The organism is Coprobacter secundus subsp. similis (assembly GCF_015097275.1).
Taxonomy (GTDB): Bacteria; Bacteroidota; Bacteroidia; order Bacteroidales; family Coprobacteraceae; genus Coprobacter; species Coprobacter secundus.
Genome location: NZ_AP023322.1, coordinates 3,467,394 through 3,487,596, shown reverse-complemented (window position 1 = coordinate 3,487,596; position 20,203 = coordinate 3,467,394). Strand labels below are relative to the sequence as shown.

Sequence of the window (20,203 nt, the reverse complement as noted above, 5' to 3'; positions counted from 1 at the left end):
TTGCAATGAAAAATAAAAATATAGTCCTTATTTCACTATGCCTATTCTCCGGACTAACAATTGCGGCACAAAACAAGACATTAATACCTATTACTACAAGAGTCGATATCCAAGGCTCCGTTGCTCCCCAAACTTCTGTTATTGACGGAGAGTGGGTTGCCGTTGGAAGCAAAAAAGAACATGCCATACAATATGATTATACTCGAACATTCAATGGTAAACCATCTTATCGATTCGAATTAAAACAAAATGACAATACTCTATCCGGATATAACGTAGGAGAGACCAAAGGTCGTGCAGAACTATCTTATTGTTATGCAACAAAAGAACATATAAAAAATCTCTCGGCAGAACAATTGGAGTATGCAATCAGAGCTAAAAAAGTGTATCATTATGGGAAAGGTGAATGTCCTCAGGGAAGTACAAAACACTATCAATTCTCTATATACGTTCCCAGTGAACTGGATGCTTCAGTAAACACTATTTTCGCTCAATGGCACGGTATGCCCGACCGTACACTATTAAAAACTCCAGAAGGTGTGATAAAGCAAGTATCAGATAAAGAATTCTCTCAAATTTGGGAAAAGGTAATTTTCAAAAAAGACACCGGTTATGATAAAATTGCGGTAACCAATGCTAATGGTTCTCCCAAACTTGATAAAAACGGAAACCCTGTTTACAAAGCAGGTAAGAAACCAAACGGCTGGATAGTAGAACAAGGGGGATATCCTCCTCTGGCTTTTGGCTTCAATAAAGGATTTTTCTATATTAAAGCCAATTCTGACCGAAAATGGTTAACTGATAAATCGGATAGATGCAACATTGACCCAGAAAAAGGAGAAGTGATGAAACCTCTTACATCAAAATATAAAGCATCTACTTTGGCATTTAAAGAACCTTTTTCAGATTTCCCTAAAAATACATGGGTAACTTTCAATATCACCATAAACTGGACAATATATAGAGGAAAAAATGAGAACATCCTCAAACCCGGAGCATTAGACGTCATTATGTCATATGATAAAAATGGTGAAAAAATAGACCGGCACATCGTAAATAACGAACAGATTCTCATTGGACGTAATGATGAAAACGGATATTATTTCAAATTTGGTATCTATCGAGTAGGAAATAGTACTGTTCCTGTTTGTTACAATTTAGCAGGATATAAAGAATATTAATCTGCAATGTTAAAAATCTATCAAAATTAGAATCTTATCTAAAATATTTCTTTATTTGCTCCGGAAAATTTTGACCGGAGCATTTTTTTATTTATTATCGCGTCATCGCATTTTACCAAAATAAGATTATTAATTAATGGCAAAAAGGTTATCTGACACTTTTTACTTTCAATAAAAAAGAAACTTTTAAAGGCTAAAAACAAGGCATTTCAACAAATGTAAAATTCTTTTCAACAACAGAGAAAGCCTCTTAATAAGAAAGTCTGTAAAATTGCAAAGTGAAAAATCGGTATTAATCCAATATAAGTCAGTTAACAAATTTCTAAATGAAAAACAATATGAATCGTAAAACAATTATTCTTATTTCAACAGCGTTATTTTTTAGTAGCACTCTTTTCGCACAAGGATTTGCAAACTTTAAAGTTGAAGGCGCACTTACTCAAACCCTCCTTAAAAACAATAACAAAACTGCAAGTGTGATCGAAACTATTATAGACGGAACTTTAGACATAAAAAATTTGCCTGTAAAGTATAAGCTATTAAGTAACTGTTCTATATCAGAATCAACTTCTCTGAATAATGATTATACAAAATCTAAACAAATAACAATAAATAAAAAAGATGGTTCTTCTAAAGATTGGAATATTATTGTACACCAACTTGTACCCGGAAAGCTACCTCTAAATATAGCTTTTTCAAAAACTAATCCTTGTAATACAGATTTTACCAATCCCAAATCTTGGGCAGGATATGGAATAGATTACAGCAAACCGACAGTAGTACGAATGGGAAATGATGGTATCGGTTTTTTTGTTGCATATGATAGTCCAGCCCAAGAAGCAACTTTTGAGCTTACAGTTGTCGGAGGAGCGACTTTTAACGGAGAATTTGATGTAGAAACATCTGTAGACGGAAAAAAATGGATAAACTTGAAAACTTATAAACCAGGGGATTTCACTGGGACAGAAAAACTAAATTTATCACTCCCTTCTGATGCTCGTTTTGTCCGTTGGGTATATGCAGCTCGAGAAAAACAGAATATAAATTTAAATAATATATATATAAAATAATACATTAACTTTAAATTATAATAAGATTATGAAGAAGAAATTTTTTACTCTTATTTCAGCTTTAATAATTGGAGGAAGTCTTTCCGCTGAAACAATAGAAACATTCCCATATACAGCAGACTGGAAATATGCAGACGAAAGCAATGTTGGTTCCAATACAGGTAAACCCTCAGATGATCAATCACTCTATGATTTAGGAGGATGGACTTCTATTGCAGGACAAGGAGATAAGCCATTCTATATTGCTTTTTCGAAAGGAGCACCATTAAGCAATACTATGGAATTTGTAGACGGACAACAAACCAGTATAAAAATATCATACTTAGTTTCCCCAGTATTTAATTTTTCAGATAAAACAACATCCCAAATAATATCATTCAAATGCGGAAAAGAAAATACAGCTATTTCTAATTTAGAATTGTTATATACGACAAACTATACCGGGGATGTCAATACTACAGAATGGACTCCGATAAAGACTAATCTTATCCCAGAAGACCAAAGTGGCCTTGGAGACAGTAAACTAACGACAATCTCTGTTACTACAAATATCACATCGCCAACAGTTGTATTAGCTATTCGAGCAGCAAAAGATGACAATTATTCTGGAGATGCTTCTGCTCAAACAAAAATCAGAGTTACAAAATTTCAAATCTCATTGGAAGAAAAAGAATTAATCGAATCCATTCCTTACGAAGCCAAATGGAATTATAAACCCGAACTGATAAATGCAGCAGATTCTACCTTTATCGATCAAAAGAGCTATTCCGAAATAATTAAGGAATCCTCTAATTGGGAATTCAACGGATGGGCATCACACAGAGAAACAAAAAGCCGTGATTTCTCAATTCTTACCAACAAAAACGACAAAGGTCTATATCGGCAAATACCTAATACTGTAGAATGGACAGATAATTGTAAAAATAATCCTGGTACAATAAATTGGTTCATTTCTCCTAAAATAGATTTATCTGCCGGAGGAACTAAATATATCCAATTTTATACTGGCAAAGAAGCAGCCGACCAATTGTATTCAAATATTGAATTGTTCTATTCATTAGATTACAAAGACAATTATCAAACTGCAACATGGATTTCCATTAAGAAAAATATAATACCAGCTGAACAAGCGGGTTTAGATAATACAACAATGGTAAATGTCAACGAACCATTAAACCTTGTCGCTAATAGTGTAACTTTTGCGTTCAAAGCTGCACCTCAAGAAAACGGAACAGTCGGAGCAAAACAGACTAAAATCCGTATTAAAGACTTTAAAATTCTTGACGAGGATACTACTACAAGTATCGAAAACACAAAAGCCAATGATACTTCTGTAAATATTTATCCAAATCCGACCCAAGGTATTTTGAATGTCTCAGCAGACCAAGCAATTACAAACATCATTATTACGAACATCGGAGGTCAAACGATTATGCAAATAGCTCAACCGGCCGGACAAATTTCTATCGCGAACCTACCGACCGGATATTATCAAGCCCTAATCATCTTATCAGATGGTAGCCAAGTTGTTAAACGCATTGTAAAACGATAAAAACACCACATATCTTAACTATACACAATTACTGAATTGCAAAGGCCCTGCCTAACAAAACTAACAGGGCCTTTTTTCTAATTCAAAGAAGAAAATATTCAATAAAAAACGATATAAATAACTCGGAATAATAATTCCAAAACTATAACAAAAGAATTCCCCACAATTGTAAAATACAATCGAAATTACAAAAATGGAATATAACCACCGGATAAAATATATTTATAACGTGCGAAATAATAAAAAACCTAATATTAACATTATGAAAAACAGTAGAAAATTGTTTTTTACTATCATGCTGTCTTTCTTTGCCATATTCCAACTTTCAGCTCAGACATCTGACATAATCGGCAAAGTCGTAGACGACAATAATGAACCTCTTCCTGGTGTAAGTGTCATAATCAAAGGTTCTAAAACAGGCACAGCGACCGATATAGATGGCAATTTTAAAATAAAAGCTACACCATCATCAACGCTTATTGTTTCTTTTATTGGAATGAAAACTCAGGAAATAAAAGTCGGCAATAAAAAAACGATGACTGTGAAACTCGAATCAGCTTCTGTAGAGCTGAATGAAGTAGTTGCTATCGGTTACGGTACAATGAAACGTAAAGATATTACGGGTTCTGTTGCATCTGTCAATGCTGAGGAACTGGCCAAAGCACCTGTATCTAACGTAGCAGAAGCTCTGGCAGGGCGCATCGCCGGAGTAAACGTACAACAAACTGAAGGTGATCCTAATGCCGGAATTTCAATTCGAGTACGCGGGGGTATCTCCATCACTCAAGATAATGAGCCTCTGTACATCATTGATGGTTTTCCCAGCGAATCTGCAGCTTTCATGGCATTAAATGCTGCAGATATCGAATCTATAGATGTTCTTAAAGACGCATCCTCTACAGCTATCTATGGAGCCCGTGGTGCAAATGGTGTTGTTGTTGTTACGACCAAGGGAGGGACTGACGGCAAAGCAAAAATATCATATGACGGTTATTTCGGAGTACGTAACATCGCTAAAAAACTCGAAATGATGAGCACTGAAGAATTTGTATACCTTGATTATGAACGTATTGCTATTAAAGACGGAAACTTTGATAACTTCAACAAATTCTATGGAGATTTTTCGGAAATCGGAACTAACTATGCCAATAAAGGCGTTAATTGGCAAGATGAAGTTTTCCGTACAGGATTTGTACAAAATCATAAAGTAGATGTATCAGGAGGAACTAAAGAACTAAAATACAGTGCTTCTTACAGCCATCTTAGTGATAAAGGCATTATGCTCGAAAGTGGTCTGAAAAAAGACAATATCCGATTGAAACTTGATCATAAAATCAACAAACGGGTACGAATAAATGTAAACCTTAACTACACTAATCAAAAAACAGAAGGTATGGGAACTTCCGAGGGAGAAGGTAACTTTGGTAAAATGAGTAGTATACTAACCTACCAACCTACAATCGGTAAAGACTGGAGCGATGAAGAATTTATCCAATTACCTAATAACCCGTGGAAAGACGATGATGATAATAGTATTCAAAATCCTAAGATTTCGGCCCGTGCAGAACAAATCAGCAAAGAATTAAGAATTTTCAGCGGTAACGGAGGTATCAATGTTGAAATATTAAAAGGCTTCACTTTTAAAAACTCAACCGGGATGTTATACCGTACACAACGTAATAATGCATTCTACACTTCAGAATCAACTACAGCAAAAAGAAGTGGTGCCCCTACAGGAAATATAGCTACCAGCGAAGCCGGACGCTTTCAGACATCTAACACACTGCAATATAATCTAAGATTGAAATCGGGTCATAAAATCGACTTTTTAGCCGGTCAGGAATGGGTAAAAACCTGGACTCGAACTTTAGGTATACCTTTAAGTAACTTCCCTGACGACCAATTGGGACTTAACAACATAAGTGTCGCAACTCCAGGAATTTTAAGCTCATCCTTTAACGATGATGACAAACTATTGTCATTCTTTGGACGTGTATACTACAATTATAAAGATAAATACATGTTAACGGCAACTGTCCGCGCAGATGGTTCTTCTAAATTCAGTAAAAATAATAAATGGGGTTATTTCCCTTCTGTTTCTGCGGCATGGCGTTTATCGGAAGAAACGTTTATCAAACAATTAGATATATTCTCAGACTTAAAACTACGTGCGGGATACGGTATGGCAGGAAATAACAGAATTTCCAGCTATCAGTCTCTTGCTTTATGGGATTCGTCACAAACCCCTTCCGGTAATGGAACAACACCGGGATACTATCCAATGGCTATTCCTAATGAAGACTTGAAATGGGAAGCAAATAAAACATTCAATATCGGATTGGATTTGGGATTCTTCAACCAAAGGTTGGTAATTGCTCCCGAGTTTTACATCAATCGTTCAAGTAATCTGTTGCTGAATGCTAAACTTCCTCTATCATCCGGGCATTCATCCATAATTCGCAATATTGGAGCAACGCAAAATAAAGGTGTCGACATATCTGTTACAAGTACCAATATTACAAATAAAAATTTTACATGGACTACAACCCTAAATATCTCTCATAACAAAAATAAAATTCTGGCCTTGTCTGACGGAGATTCGTTCTTAACTTCGTCTAACTGGCAAAAAGATGGTCCAAGTGATTATTTAGTTGCAGTAGGAGAACCTATCGGGCTAATGTACGGATATGTAACAGACGGTTTGTATCAGGTAGACGACTTTATTACCGATGCAAACGGCCAATTTGTTCTTGACGCAAATGGAAAATACCAATTAAAACCCGGTATTCCCCGTGTCGCCAATAAAGACGTAGAACCGGGGTTCTGGAAATATAAAGATAATGGAGGAAAAACCGATAGTGAAGGAAACCCGATTATTGACGAAGAAGATAAGCAAGTAATAGGTAATGCCAATCCCAAATTTTATGGAGGATTAACTAATACCTTTACATTCAAAGGTTTTGATTTAAGTATTTTCTTAAACTTCAGTTATGGTAACGATGTATTCAATGCAACTAAATTTTATACGGGTCTTATCGGACAGTCAAACCGGACTTCAACAGCTATATATGATAGCAGCAATCGTTGGATTACCGTAGGTGCAGATGGACAGACTATAACTGATGCCAATGTACTAAGGACAGTAAATGCCGGAAAAACCGTTGCTCAAGTTGGAAATTTACAAAGTGGTGATAAATCGACAATACACTCATGGGCTGTTGAAGACGGTTCGTTCTTACGCATTAACAATATAACTTTAGGCTATACATTTCCTAAACATTGGACAAGTAAAGCAAAAATAAGTACATTGCGTATATACGCTACTGGAAATAATCTGTTTACATGGACCAAATATACCGGATTTGACCCTGAAGTAAGCACACGAAATTCAACGGGTCTAACTCCCGGTGTAGACTGGAGTGCATATCCAAGAAGCCGCTCTTTTGTATTCGGTGTTAGTTTGAGTTTCTAATCCATAAAATGTAAAACAATGAAAATACAAATAAAATATATATTTATTGCAGGGATAATAGGATTACTATCCCCAGCTTGTTCAGATACTTTGATGGAACATCCATCATCTTATGTCTCTACAGATGATATATTCGAATCAACGGCAAAAGCTCAATTAGCATTGAACGGTGTATACTCTATTCTTGCACAAGAAGAACATCATGGTTGTGATGAAATACCTATGCCCTCCTCCGATGATATGTATTATGCCAATGGTTCAAATAATGACGGAGCTTGGAGGGATATATCTCATTATACCCTTTCACCAAGCAATTCCTGGCTGCAATTAGTTTGGCAATATAAATATGAAGGAATTAACCGGGCCAATCACGTCATTGCAAATGTCCGGAAAATGAAAGAATATCAGAACAATGATCCCGAAGCAAAAAGAATTGAAGGGGAAGCACTCTTTTTAAGAGCGATGTTGGCCTACGATTTAGTTCGTTATTGGGGTGATGTTCCCTTCAAAACAGAATATACAAACTCTTACGAAAATGCTTATTTAGGCAGGTCTAAAGCTGAGGATATCTATACCCAGATTATTACGGACTTAAACACAGCTAAAGGGCAACTTGCCTGGGTAGATGAAGGCATCAGTCCAGAAAGGGCATCACAAGGTGCAGCCAGAGCATTATTGATGCGTGTATATCTACAACGTTCCGGATTTCGTCTCGATTCGGAGACCGGAAAATTTGTACGTCCCGATGAAGCTACCAGACAAGGATATTTTAACGAAGTGATAAATGAGTATACTGCCATTAAAGGGCACCATAGCCTTTATTCTCAGGCTCAGGGCGGATACGAAAGATTCTGGAAGAACTTCAGCGAAAATATTATCGATGGGCAGGAAAGCATTTATGAAATCGCGTTTCATACTCCTGATGGAAAAAAGAATGGAGCCGGACGCTACGGAACGTTTATTGGACCCATTCATAATGACGATTATGCTTCAGGAGGACCCGGCAGAGCCCAAGGAAATATGAGAGTTCTTCCTGAGTGGACGACATACTATGATGATGACAGACAGGCTGTAAATATCGTCAATAACAGTGGATATTTTCCCGGGAAATGGCGGCGAGACTGGATTGGCCATGACAGATATACAGGAGACATGAATACAACAAATGTAAACTTTGTATTTTTACGATATGCGGACGTTCTGCTAATGGCTGCTGAAGCGTATAATGAAACCGACCAGCTAACACTGGCCATACCTTTGCTCAATGAAGTGAGAGAACGAGCCAATGCTACACCTCTTGCAGCTGACTTCAGTAACTTTGACGACATATATAAAAAACAAGGGTCCAGAGCTGCCGAAAATATGGATATTTCAACCTTCGAAAATGTAGAAGGAGTAAAAGAATTTGATAATGGAGACAACAAGTCTAAATTCAGAGCTGCCCTTTTCTGGGAAAGAGGATTTGAACTCTGCTTTGAAATGACTCGCAAATATGACTTGATTCGCTGGGGAATTTTATATCCAGCCATACAGAAACATGCTACCAGTAAAAATCAAAAAGGATACAATGCTCTTCGAAATTTTACACTTGGAAAACACGAGTTATTTCCAATACCCCTTGCCGAAATGCAGCAAAATTATGAATTGAATGGAAAAAATAATCCAGGATATTAATGGAAAAAATAAGATAAAATATACGATTATCAATAAGGGTTACCAGAAATAAAATTTATTTCTGGTAACCCTTACTTTTTACATTATTCATCTCTTCGATATATAAAAAGCATTTATCTCAATATACTGAAATCTAACTATTATAACATTCGGGCTAACAATAGCCAACAGATAAGAAGCAAAAAACTTAATATTTTCGCACCAATAACTACAATACATTCCTAATATTGAGATATTACCTGAATAAAATATTAAAACATAAATTATGAGAAGATATATATATTTATCAATCTTAGTGCTAATTTCTGTCTTACTGCTATCCGGGAAAAAAAATACGACCACTATTCAACTCGATCTTCCAACACTGATGCATGAAGTGAGAGAAACTCCTTTTCCTCTGAATGGAGCAACCGTCACTCAAAATCCTCCCGCTCTAATGTGGCCGGACCAATTTCCTCATCTCGGCCCAGTTTTGGATGGCGTAGAAGAAACAGCACATAAGCCTCATGTCATTTACAAAATAAGACTTTCTCAAGACCCCAAATTTAAAAAAGAGGTTATAGAAACAACACGACACTGGGCTTTTTTCAATCCCTTCCGTACACTCAAATCGGGAAAGTGGTACTGGCAATATGCTTATATAAATGGAAATAAGGAGACGTGGTCTGATATATTACATTTTACCATCAGCCCACAGGCTAACACATTTAATCCTCCATCTTTAGAATTTTTACTTCAAAAACTTCCCAAATACCATCCCCGAGTATTGTTGGATAAAAAAGATTGGGAAGACTTTCGTATCCGAAACACAAAAAATAAAGAGGCCCAATGGTATATAAAACGGGCCCAAAAAGCAATACAGAATCCATTAAAACATATACAAGAAGAAATAGATACAACAAAATTATCTTCTTTAGACAATAGTGTGCAACGTAAATCATATCTCATCAGGGAAAGCCGAAAAATCGTAGACCGGGAAGAAGCCAATATAGAAGCTCTTGTCCGCTCATATCTATTAACTCAGGACAATATCTATTATAAAACTGCAATTAGCCGGATTACCGAAATATTATCATGGAAACATAGTCGCTATTTTGCTGGAGATTTCAATAGTTCTGTACTACTGTCCATCTGTACCTTAGGATATGATTCTTTTTATGATTTGATGACTAAAAACGAAAAAAAAATACTCTTAGAAGGTATACGGGAAAATGGGAATCAATTCTTTGAAGAATTTGTAAATCACCTTGAAAACCGTATCGCTGATAATCATGTATGGCAAATGACGTTACGTATACTCACAATGGCTGCCTTCACCACTTATGGAGATCTTCCGGAGGCTAACATTTGGGTAGATTATTGTTATAATATGTGGGTAGCTCGATTCCCAGGATTAAATGACGATGGAGCTTGGCACAATGGAGATTCCTATTTCCATGTAAATATACGAACACTCATCGAAGTTCCTGCATTCTATTCTCGAATTACAGGTTTTGATTTCTTCTCTGATCCTTGGTATAACGGTTCTGCATTATATACTATTTATCATCAATTGCCCGGTTCTATGTCTGCAGGACACGGTAACTCTCATGAAAATATGAAAAAACCTAATGGCTCTCGAGTCGGATATGCTGACGCTTTAGCCCGTGAATGCAACAATAGCTATGCTGCCGACTATGTAAAAAAAATACTGGAACGAGAACCCGATATTTTAAAAAAATCCTTTTTAGGAAAATCCGGAGACCTGACTTGGTATCGTTTGACAACTCATAAACAATTACCTCAAAATAGTCCTGGATTAGCAGAACTCCCACATACTAAAGTCTTCCCCCAAACTGGATTAGTAACTATGCACACCCATCCTGATAGAACAGAAGAAAATGCAATGCTTTCCTTTCGCTCAAGTCCTTATGGTTCTACATCACATGCATTAGCCAATCAAAATGCATTTAATACATTTTACGGAGGCCAACCAATCTTTTATAGCAGCGGACACAGAACGGGCTTTACAGATGACCATTGCATGTATTCCTACCGTAATACGCGAGCTCATAACACCATACTGGCCGATGGGATGGGACAAAAAATAGGAACAGAGGGGTATGGATGGATTCCCCGATTCTATGAAGGAAATAATATATCATATTTCATTGGAGATGCTTCAAATGCATATGGAGAAGTAACCTCTCCCCTATGGTTGGAGAGAGCTCGATTATCAGGAACAAAATTTTCTCCAGAAAACGGATGGGACAAAAATAAAGTAAAGACATACAAACGACACGTCGCCAAACTTGGAGACAGTGGATTATTCGTCATTTATGATGAATTAGAAGGCACAGAACCCATTACATGGACTTTTCTACTTCACACTGTAACCAATCCCATGGATATAAAAAAGAATGTTAGCTATACCTTGGTAAAAGGAGAGAATAAAACCGGAACATCAGATGCTTATATACTAAGTTCTCATCCCATTGATATTAAACAATCCGATGAATTTTTTTCTCCAGCAATAAACTGGCTAAATAAAACCGATGCTAACGGAAAACGTATAGAATACAAGAATCATTGGCATTTTTCAGCAACGACACCTAAAACGAAAAAAGCCAGATTTCTGACAATCATCGATACTCATAAAAAAGGAGAAAAACGTCCAACATTAAATTGTACAAACAATAGTATTTCTATAGATAACTGGAATATAAAATGTAACCTTACAGAAAATGACAAAGCATATTTGATTATATCTTCTGATACTTGTAAATCAGGGATTCTGTATAATGCTCCTAAAATGATTATAGAAAAACATAAAATAAAGCATAAAGTCGATGGATCGACCCTTATCATAGACCAAATAAAAAATAAACAAATCAAAAAAGTACTTGTCGATCAGCTTCCTGAGCTGGAAATATAATTTCCTCAATCAAAAAATATGCGCTTAAAATATAAAAATATATATTTTAAGCGCATATTTTTTCACATTCATAGGCATCACTCTTCTTTTAAATGTCCACTCAGTAACAACAATGATATCTCTGATGATTTTGCCTGAAAAAGAGCATCCACTTTTCGAGTTACGGCATCAAGATAACTTCGTTGAAAATCACGAAATTCTATACCTGACAAGCTGCCCAATCGATAGCGGTCTAATGCAGTAGTTAAAGTTTGGTATGCTACATTTGCACTCTCAGTCTCAAAATCGACCATTAATAAACTATTCTGATAAGTATTATATAATTGCGCCAAATTTCCACTCATTTGTAATTCAACTTCTTGATAAGATAACCTACTATTTTCTATCGCTATCTTTGCATTCTTAACTTTGCGACGTGTTTCTAAACGATTAAATATAGGAACATTTAATGAAAATCCCCAAAACGGCCCCGTAGTCTGATTAAATGTCGACACTGATGACGGAGACTCTGTCCGAGAAAAACTGTAACCAGCTGAAAAATCGACCGTAGGAAAATAAGCCGATTTTGCCAGCTTCATATCCAACTCTGAAATACGTTGTTCTTTACGTGCCATCAACAAAGCCGTATTATTTTCAAGCATCATTGTTCGTATTTCCTCTCGGTCTAAAACCGGGCCTAATAATATCGTATCACAAATATATTCTACCCGATGCAAATCTTCATTCATCAACTGATTAAGATTTACATAAGCACTCTTCAAAAGTTCCTGTTGTTTTACCAATTTAGAACTATCTGTATTCAAGTCTATTTTCGTCTGTTTCAGCTCCAAACCAGACAAACTTCCTATACTATGTTTCTGACGAGCAATTTCATATCTCTGCATGGAAATATCCAGACTTTGCTTTGCTGCATCCAATAAGCTCTGCTGTACCAATATAGAATAATATCCCACACTCACTTGCGCTATCAACTCCTCTACAGCCATTCTTGTTTCCAGCTCACCAACAGCCCAAAGTTCCCTCATACGATTATGAGTAGTAAACATAGCCAGACCATCAAATAAGGTCCAATTCAGATTTATATTTGCACCATAATTATCACTCACGCTACCTTTAAAATCCCGTGTAATACCACTATTTGCATCTTTACGTTTCGAATCGACAATAGACTCTTTCTGAGTTCCTGAAGCCGATAATGTAGGCAAAAATACCGAATAATTAATATTATTTTTATCTATCAATTGCTCATTGCGAGCTATTCTGATACCATAGTTAGCATCTAAAGCCCGAGCAATACAATCGGTTAAAGATAATATTTGTTGCTGTCCCCAAACGTCTATCGACAACACAAAAGATAAAACATAAAAAAGATACTTTATCATGACTTTGTAAAGGTTTCTTCATTAACAACTCGTACTTTAGATGCAGACAAATATGTATAAATAGCAGGTATTACATACAATGTCAAACCTGTTGCACATATCATTCCTCCGACAACAGCAATCCCCATTGCAATACGACTCTCAGCTCCAGCTCCCGTAGCAAGAGCCATCGGTAATGTCCCCAGCACAGTAGACAAACTCGTCATCAATATCGGGCGAAAACGGGCAGCAGATGCATCAATGATAGCTTCCCTCATCGATAACCCCTCAGCCTTACGCTGATTGGCAAACTCCACAATAAGAATTCCGTTTTTCGAAACTAAACCAATAAGCATTATAATACCAATCTGGCTAAATATATTCATTGTTTGATTAAAGTACCATAAAGACAATAAAGCGCCCACCAAAGCCAATGGAACAGTAAGCATAATAATTAACGGGTCTCGAAAACTCTCAAATTGTGCCGCAAGTACTAAATATATAAATATTAATGCTAAAATAAATGCAAATAATAAACTGGAAGAACTCTCAACAAAATCTTTAGAACTTCCTGATAATGTTGTTTTAAAATCATGATTAAGGACTTTTTCTGCAATCCTATCCATCTCTTCTATACCTTGTCCCATCGTCTTTCCTTTTGCCGGCGAAGCAGAAACCGTAGCTGCAACAAAACGGTCATATCGATATAATTGGGGTGGTGTACTACTTTCATCTACAGTTACCAAATTATCCAAACTTATCAATTCATTATCTTTATTCCGAACATATATAGTAGCCAAATCAGCCGGCTTATTTCGCCGGGATTTATCAAACTCGCTAATTATCTGATACTGTTTCCCATTCAAAATATAATAGCCAATACGCTGGTCACTCATGGTTAATTGTAATGTTCTCGAAATATCTTGAACCGAAACACCCAATAAGGCAGCCTTATCCCGATTTATGCTGATTGACAATTCCGGTTTGGTAAATTTAAGGTTCAAGTCATAAGCTGAAAACATCGGACTGGCAGCAACTTCATTCATAAATACAGGTAAAATTTTTTTTAAATCTTCCAAATTTTTTGCCTGTATCACATATTCTACCGGTAATCCGCCCCTACGATTCCCAAAAGTTTGCCTTTGTGTTACCATAGTACGAGCTCCGGTAAGCTGACGCACTTTGGGTGCCAAATCATCTGCAATTTCCTGTTGCGTCCTGTCCCGGTCTTCTGGTGAAACCAACATTAAATTACAAAATGCTGAATTTGTCTGACCACCACGTCCGACTAAAGACATAGTCAAGTCCTGTTCAGGAACTTCATTTTCCAAATATTTTACCAAGTCATCAACGTATTGCTCCATATACTCAAAACTCGTGCCTTCCGTCGCTGTCGAAGTAATCCGCATTTGTGACCGATCCTCTAAAGGAGCCATCTCTGATGGTAAATTTCCCCAGAAATACCAAATAGCAACACCCGCCAGGATTAATATAATCGGAGCAATATAACGATGCCTCATAAAAGCCAAAAGAGTATTACGATAAGCCGATGTCAACCAAACAAAAAAAGGTTCGGTTACTTTATAAATTTTGTTATCCGTGACATTCTTCGTCAACAGCTTAGTTGAAAGCATCGGAGTGAACGACAAGGCAACAAAAGCCGATATTGTCACTGCTCCAGCAATAACAACACTAAATTCACGGAACAACCGGCCTGTCGTCCCTTGTAAAAATACGATAGGAACAAACACTGCGACTAAAGCTACTGTCGTCGCAATAACAGCAAAAAATATCTCTTGGGAGCCTTTAAATCCGGCTTCAAGTGGAGCCATGCCTCGTTCTACCTTATTATAAATATTCTCCATCACCACAATAGCATCATCCACCACCAAACCTATCGATAATACTATAGCCAAAAGAGTAAGAATATTTATTGTAAATCCGGCCAAATACATCACAAAAAATGTTCCTATCAGAGATATAGGTATTGTCAAAACAGGAATTAATGTCGTACGCCAACTTCTGAGAAAAAGAAATATAATAAGGACAACCAGTACAAATGCTTCAACAATCGTCGACTGCACTTCATTTATAGAATTACGAATGAATACCGTATCATCCATATATATGCCACATTCCATATCTTCAGGCAAATCACTCTTTATATCCTCAATTACATTATATGCCCGGTCAACAATATCTACATAATTAGCCCCTGGCTGCGGTATGATAACACATCCTACCATCGGTTTTCCATTCATCTTCATGATAGAACGCTTATTCTCTGCATCTATTTCAGCTGTTCCTACATCCTTAAAACGTACTACCTTATCTCCTTGGTGAGCTATTATCAAATTATTAAAATCATCAACGGTCATCAATCTCCCCAAGGTACGTACCGTCAACTCTGTATTATCTCCTTCAATACGGCCGGACGGCAACTCGACATTTTCCTTCGAAACAACATCGCTCACGTCCATCGGAGTAATGCCATAAGCTGACAACAGCATAGGATCCATCTTCATACGCACAGCCAATCGTTTTTCTCCCCATATCTCCACACTACTTACACCAGAGATAGTTTGCAATCTCTCTTTCACATGTAAATCGGCATAAGTACTCACATCTATAATCGATTGTTTATCGCTACTTAGATATAAGCCGAAAATAGGCTGTGCATCAGCATCTGCTTTCGTTACAACAGGGGGATCTATATCCTGAGGCAATTTACGTAATGCACCCGAAACCTTATCGCGCACATCATTAGCTGCAGTTTCAAGAGGGACTTCCAACTCAAATTCTATAGTTATATTGCTCCTCCCATCCCTACTTTGACTTACCAAAGATCGAATTCCCGGAATGCCGTTAATCGCTGATTCCAAAGGCTCGGTTATCTGGGTCTCTATAACATCGGCATTAGCACCTGTAAAAGTCGTACTTACTGTAATAATCGGAGGGTCCACACTAGGGTAATCTCTAACCCCCAAAAATGTAAGACCAATCATCCCTACAATAATAAACAAAATATTCATTACAGTAGCTAATACCGGTCTTTTTATACTGGTAGATGATAAACTCATAAAAATAATTGTTTAACAAATCGATTTAAACTAATATTATTCTACCTGTGAAAGCGTTACAGGAATACCTTCTCTAACTTGCATTAATCCTGATACCAATACTGTGTCCCCAATTGATAGTCCAGATAAAATCTCTATCTGATTTTCTGTTCTCTGAAAAGTTTCGACAGGGACAGTTCTTGCTTTGCCGTCTTTTACCACCCAGACACTTTTCCCTTCCATATCTGAAACAACAGACTGAGTAGGTATCAATAAAGCTCTATTAGAATGAGAAGTTATCAGGTCAATTCGCGCAAACATTCCCGGAGAAAGCTCATGGTTGGTATTTTCACTCAAAGCCCTCAACAAAATAGTACGTGTTTGAGTATCTACCCTAGGGTCTATTGCATACACTTTTGCTGGAAATAACTTTTCTGATGATTCTGTCTTAAATCGTACAGTAGCTCCTATTTTTGCATCCGAAGCATATTTCTCTGGAATAGAAAATTCAACTTTCAAACGATTATCATCTACTAAATGACTTACGATTGTACTCGGTTGCAAATATGCCCCCAAACTCACATTACGAAAACCAATAATTCCAGAAAAAGGTGCACGTAATTCGGTTCGTGCAATCTTTACCTCAAGCAAAGCAATATCAGCCTCTACCATATTATAATCGGTCTGTACTTTATCATACTCCTCTCTACTGACAGCATCTTTTTGAAAAAGAACACGCTGCCTCTCCAATTGCTCCGACAATAATTTCTGCTGGTATTTTGCTCTCATAAGCTGAGCCTGCAAGTCTGCATCATCTACCTTAAGTAATAGCTCTCCTTTTTTTACTCGAGTACCTTCTTCAAAATAAATACCTATAACTTTTCCCGTTGTTTCGGCTACTAAATCGACTTCTTCATTCGGCATCAATGTTCCTACTGCCTGAATGTTACTACTAAGTCCTTGAGCCTTTACAATATAAGCATTTACAGGTATCGATTTATCTCCCTTCTTATTACTTCTTTCTTGTTGGCCTACCGTAGGATAATAGTTCATTTTATATATGGCTAACCCTCCTACAATAACAATAGGTATACCAATCTTCAACAATAATTTTACTTTCTTATTGTTCATCGACGTCACACATTCTTTATACTCTGGTTAATAAATTCTCAAAACAAAACGCAGAACTGTATCATCTACTTTTGATACAATCCTGCGTTTTATCCTAAGGTTTTTTCTGCCTTGATTTTATCAAAAGACAGATATTGGACTAATTTAAAAGCAAAAGGTTTAACGAACCGGTATATTTTCCAACAAATTTGTCAAAAATCTCCAATACCGTTCAACTGATGCAATATTTACCTTTTCATCCGGAGAATGAGGATGATGAATAGTAGGGCCAAATGATATCATATCAAGATTTGGATATGTTGCCCCAATAATACCACATTCTAACCCAGCATGCATAATTTTAACTTCAGGCTTTATCCCTAATACTTTCGTATGTACATCAATAGCTGTTTTCAATATCGGGGAATCCAAATTTGGTTCCCAACCAGGATATCCCCCACTTTCTTCTACCTTAGCCCCAGCTAATAAAAATGTACTCTCAAGACTGGATGCCAACGCTTTTTTCCGACTTTCACTGGTACTACGTACTAAGATTTTTACTTCTATCAATTCTTCTTCTGCACTGACAATACCTAAACTCGAAGATGTCTCCACAACATCAGGAACTCCCGGAATCATTCTCTCCACCCCATTCTGGCATGCTACTATCGAATTGATCAAATCGTCTTGTATCTCTTCAGGAATAAGAGCTTTAGGAGTTTCGACTTCTTCTGCTGTAAAAGAAATAGCATCTTCTATCGTTGCATATTCATGCTTATACAAAAATTCATAATCAGCAACTTCATTTACAAAATCATCTTTCCACTCAGCCGGAATAATAACAATAGCAACAGCCTCTCTGGGTATCGCATTGCGCATATTTCCACCACTTACCCATGCCAAACGAGCCTTATATTCCTGTACTGCATATTTCAAAAAACGGAACATCAGTTTATTGGCATTTGCTCTTCCTAAATGAATATCCACACCTGAATGCCCACCCTTAAGCCCAGTCAAACGTAACTTCATTGCCAATTCTTCTTCCGACGCAATATAAGGAATCTCCTTGAACCGAAAACTTATATCAAGATCTACCCCTCCAGCACAACTCATATATATATCACCCTCCTCTTCCGAATCGGTATTTAGTAATATATCACCCTGAAGCAAATCGGGCTTCAGCCCAACAGCCCCATACATCCCTGTTTCTTCATCATAAGTAAACAAAGCTTCTATGGGACCATGTTTCAGTGTCTGGGAACCCAATATTGCAAGAATAGAAGATATACCTATTCCATTATCAGCCCCCAACGTCGTATCACGCGCCATTACCCATTCTCCATCGACATAAGCATCAATAGGGTCTGTTTCAAAATCATGTTCTACCAAAGCATTCTTTTGAGGAACCATATCAAGATGAGCCTGCAATATAACGGGCCTACGGCTTTCCATCCCAGACGTTGCCGGCTTACGAATAAGAACATTTCCTGCATCATCTTTTAAAGTCTCTAAACCCAGGCTTTTCCCATATTCCATTATATAACGGGTTATTTTTTCTAAATGCCCCGATGGACGAGGTATCTCACATATAGTACTGAAGTGCTGCCACAAAATTTGAGGTTCAAGGGATGCAATTTCTTTATTCATAAGAGATCTTTTTATGGTAAAACATTTATTTCCTTATGATCCATTTGAGGTTGCACTTCGGCTTGTACATTCTTTTTTTCCAAAGCAATAGAGAACATCGTATATATACCTAAAATCATAATCAATATCATTTGTATTCCATGAGCTACCAAAGCAAAAGCCCCAGCAGCATTCTCACCAACACCATATAACGCCAAAGTTGCAATTATAGCTAAATGCCATGGGCCTAAACCTCCCTGTACAGGAATACCCATACTAATACTTCCCATAATGAAAAGTGCAAGGGCTGCCAAAATCCCCAAATGTTCTGTTGCAGGAAAGGCAAAAAGGCAAACATAAAGTTGTAAAAAATAGCACAACCAAATAAGAATTGTATAAAAAAAGAATTTATACTTCTGTTTCATTTTTAAGACTGTATTGAATCCAAACCAAAGATTCTTTACCATTCCCTTTATCTTAAGAACGTATTTATTTTCAGTCTTTTTACTAAATAACCATATTATAAATATGACAACGAATACAAAGCCTATATATAACCACGGGGAAGTAACAGTCTGCCATGCAGCCTCCTCTATTGTGGGAAATTTTCTTAAAAATTCCCGAAAAACAGGCATTTGCAGAAAAAATATAACCACCGTAAGGAAAACAACAGATATGGTATCAGTAAGCCTGTCTGAAAATACAGAACCTAAAACTTGGGTAAACGACATCTGTTGCCGACGAGAAACATAAGTACACCTCCAGACCTCACCCAACCGAGGAAATAAAAGGTTCATAGCATATGTACCAAAAATTGCATTCGTAAGAGTCCTCATCGTTGGATTCTGACCTAAAGTACGTAATTGCAAACGCCATCGATAAGCCCTTGCCACATGGCTTAACAAGCCTATAAACATAGAAAGAAATATCCACGAATAATTGATTTCAGACTTTAATATGGTAAAAATCTCTTTTGTATCGAGTTTGCTATACAGAAACCAAAATATGCCTACACCTAATATAAGAGGCACTAAAAACTTAAGTGTATTACGGAGTAATTTTTCCAACTTAGTCGATTTAAAAAATATTATTTCTTACCTTTGTATGAGGCAAAGATACTGTTTTATTATAAACTTTATGCCGGCTAAAAATGTTTATTTAGATTTCTCTTTACAATTTATACA

11 protein-coding genes are annotated in these 20,203 nt (G+C 36.7%); 6 read left to right on the top strand and 5 right to left on the bottom strand.

From position 1 onward, the window contains the following. The first annotated feature begins 5 nt into the window (after positions 1-5). From Cop2CBH44_RS13840 to Cop2CBH44_RS13815, 6 genes are all read left to right on the top strand, one after another. Positions 6-1,181 carry a heparin lyase I family protein gene (locus tag Cop2CBH44_RS13840; RefSeq protein ID WP_200755038.1) on the top strand — a complete coding sequence of 392 codons (1,176 nt, stop codon included), beginning with the start codon at positions 6-8 and terminating at the stop codon, positions 1,179-1,181. Between the two features lie 326 nt (positions 1,182-1,507). Then, the gene (locus Cop2CBH44_RS13835) at positions 1,508-2,251 is read left to right on the top strand and encodes a hypothetical protein (RefSeq protein ID WP_055097694.1); all 744 of its coding nucleotides are present in this window, start codon (positions 1,508-1,510) and stop codon (positions 2,249-2,251) included. 28 nt (positions 2,252-2,279) lie between these two features. Next, a complete protein-coding gene (locus tag Cop2CBH44_RS13830) occupies positions 2,280-3,803 on the top strand; it encodes a T9SS type A sorting domain-containing protein (RefSeq protein ID WP_021931850.1) in 1,524 nt (507 codons plus the stop codon). A gap of 262 nt (positions 3,804-4,065) precedes the next feature. After that, the gene (locus tag Cop2CBH44_RS13825) at positions 4,066-7,275 is read left to right on the top strand and encodes a SusC/RagA family TonB-linked outer membrane protein (RefSeq protein WP_200755037.1); all 3,210 of its coding nucleotides are present in this window, start codon (positions 4,066-4,068) and stop codon (positions 7,273-7,275) included. Positions 7,276-7,293: 18 nt separating this feature from the next. Further along, a complete protein-coding gene (locus Cop2CBH44_RS13820) occupies positions 7,294-8,949 on the top strand; it encodes a RagB/SusD family nutrient uptake outer membrane protein (RefSeq protein ID WP_021931852.1) in 1,656 nt (551 codons plus the stop codon). 265 nt (positions 8,950-9,214) lie between these two features. Next, the gene (locus tag Cop2CBH44_RS13815; RefSeq protein WP_021931853.1) at positions 9,215-11,863 is read left to right on the top strand and encodes a DUF4962 domain-containing protein; all 2,649 of its coding nucleotides are present in this window, start codon (positions 9,215-9,217) and stop codon (positions 11,861-11,863) included. 77 nt (positions 11,864-11,940) lie between these two features. Here the strand turns inward: Cop2CBH44_RS13815 and Cop2CBH44_RS13810 are convergent, their stop codons facing one another. From Cop2CBH44_RS13810 to Cop2CBH44_RS13790, 5 genes are all read right to left on the bottom strand, one after another. Then, on the bottom strand, positions 11,941-13,245 hold the full coding sequence (locus Cop2CBH44_RS13810) for a TolC family protein (protein ID WP_021931854.1): 1,305 nt from the start codon (positions 13,243-13,245) through the stop codon (positions 11,941-11,943). Continuing rightward, positions 13,242-16,304 (bottom strand): efflux RND transporter permease subunit, encoded by a 3,063-nt coding sequence (locus Cop2CBH44_RS13805; protein ID WP_021931855.1) that lies wholly within the window; start codon positions 16,302-16,304, stop codon positions 13,242-13,244. The genes Cop2CBH44_RS13810 and Cop2CBH44_RS13805 overlap by 4 nt, the downstream gene beginning before the upstream one ends. Before the next feature lie 36 nt (positions 16,305-16,340). Next, complete coding sequence (locus Cop2CBH44_RS13800; RefSeq protein ID WP_055097684.1) at positions 16,341-17,414, bottom strand: efflux RND transporter periplasmic adaptor subunit; 1,074 nt, start codon at positions 17,412-17,414, stop codon at positions 16,341-16,343. A gap of 159 nt (positions 17,415-17,573) precedes the next feature. Continuing rightward, positions 17,574-19,040 carry an aminoacyl-histidine dipeptidase gene (locus tag Cop2CBH44_RS13795; protein WP_200755036.1) on the bottom strand — a complete coding sequence of 489 codons (1,467 nt, stop codon included), beginning with the start codon at positions 19,038-19,040 and terminating at the stop codon, positions 17,574-17,576. 11 nt (positions 19,041-19,051) lie between these two features. After that, the gene (locus Cop2CBH44_RS13790) at positions 19,052-20,086 is read right to left on the bottom strand and encodes a lysylphosphatidylglycerol synthase transmembrane domain-containing protein (RefSeq protein WP_246469130.1); all 1,035 of its coding nucleotides are present in this window, start codon (positions 20,084-20,086) and stop codon (positions 19,052-19,054) included. Positions 20,087-20,203 lie beyond the last annotated feature (117 nt).

Bases quoted from the DNA above. Each gene is read 5' to 3' on its own strand.
- Cop2CBH44_RS13805 (WP_021931855.1), bottom strand. From the start codon at position 16,304: ATGAGTTTATCATCTACCAGTATAAAAAGACCGGTATTAGCTACTGTA.
- Cop2CBH44_RS13795 (WP_200755036.1), bottom strand. From the start codon at position 19,040: ATGAATAAAGAAATTGCATCCCTTGAACCTCAAATTTTGTGGCAGCAC.
- Cop2CBH44_RS13800 (WP_055097684.1), bottom strand. From the start codon at position 17,414: ATGAACAATAAGAAAGTAAAATTATTGTTGAAGATTGGTATACCTATT.
- Cop2CBH44_RS13840 (WP_200755038.1), top strand. From the start codon at position 6: ATGAAAAATAAAAATATAGTCCTTATTTCACTATGCCTATTCTCCGGA.
- Cop2CBH44_RS13815 (WP_021931853.1), top strand. From the start codon at position 9,215: ATGAGAAGATATATATATTTATCAATCTTAGTGCTAATTTCTGTCTTA.
- Cop2CBH44_RS13820 (WP_021931852.1), top strand. From the start codon at position 7,294: ATGAAAATACAAATAAAATATATATTTATTGCAGGGATAATAGGATTA.
- Cop2CBH44_RS13810 (WP_021931854.1), bottom strand. From the start codon at position 13,245: ATGATAAAGTATCTTTTTTATGTTTTATCTTTTGTGTTGTCGATAGAC.
- Cop2CBH44_RS13830 (WP_021931850.1), top strand. From the start codon at position 2,280: ATGAAGAAGAAATTTTTTACTCTTATTTCAGCTTTAATAATTGGAGGA.
- Cop2CBH44_RS13825 (WP_200755037.1), top strand. From the start codon at position 4,066: ATGAAAAACAGTAGAAAATTGTTTTTTACTATCATGCTGTCTTTCTTT.
- Cop2CBH44_RS13835 (WP_055097694.1), top strand. From the start codon at position 1,508: ATGAAAAACAATATGAATCGTAAAACAATTATTCTTATTTCAACAGCG.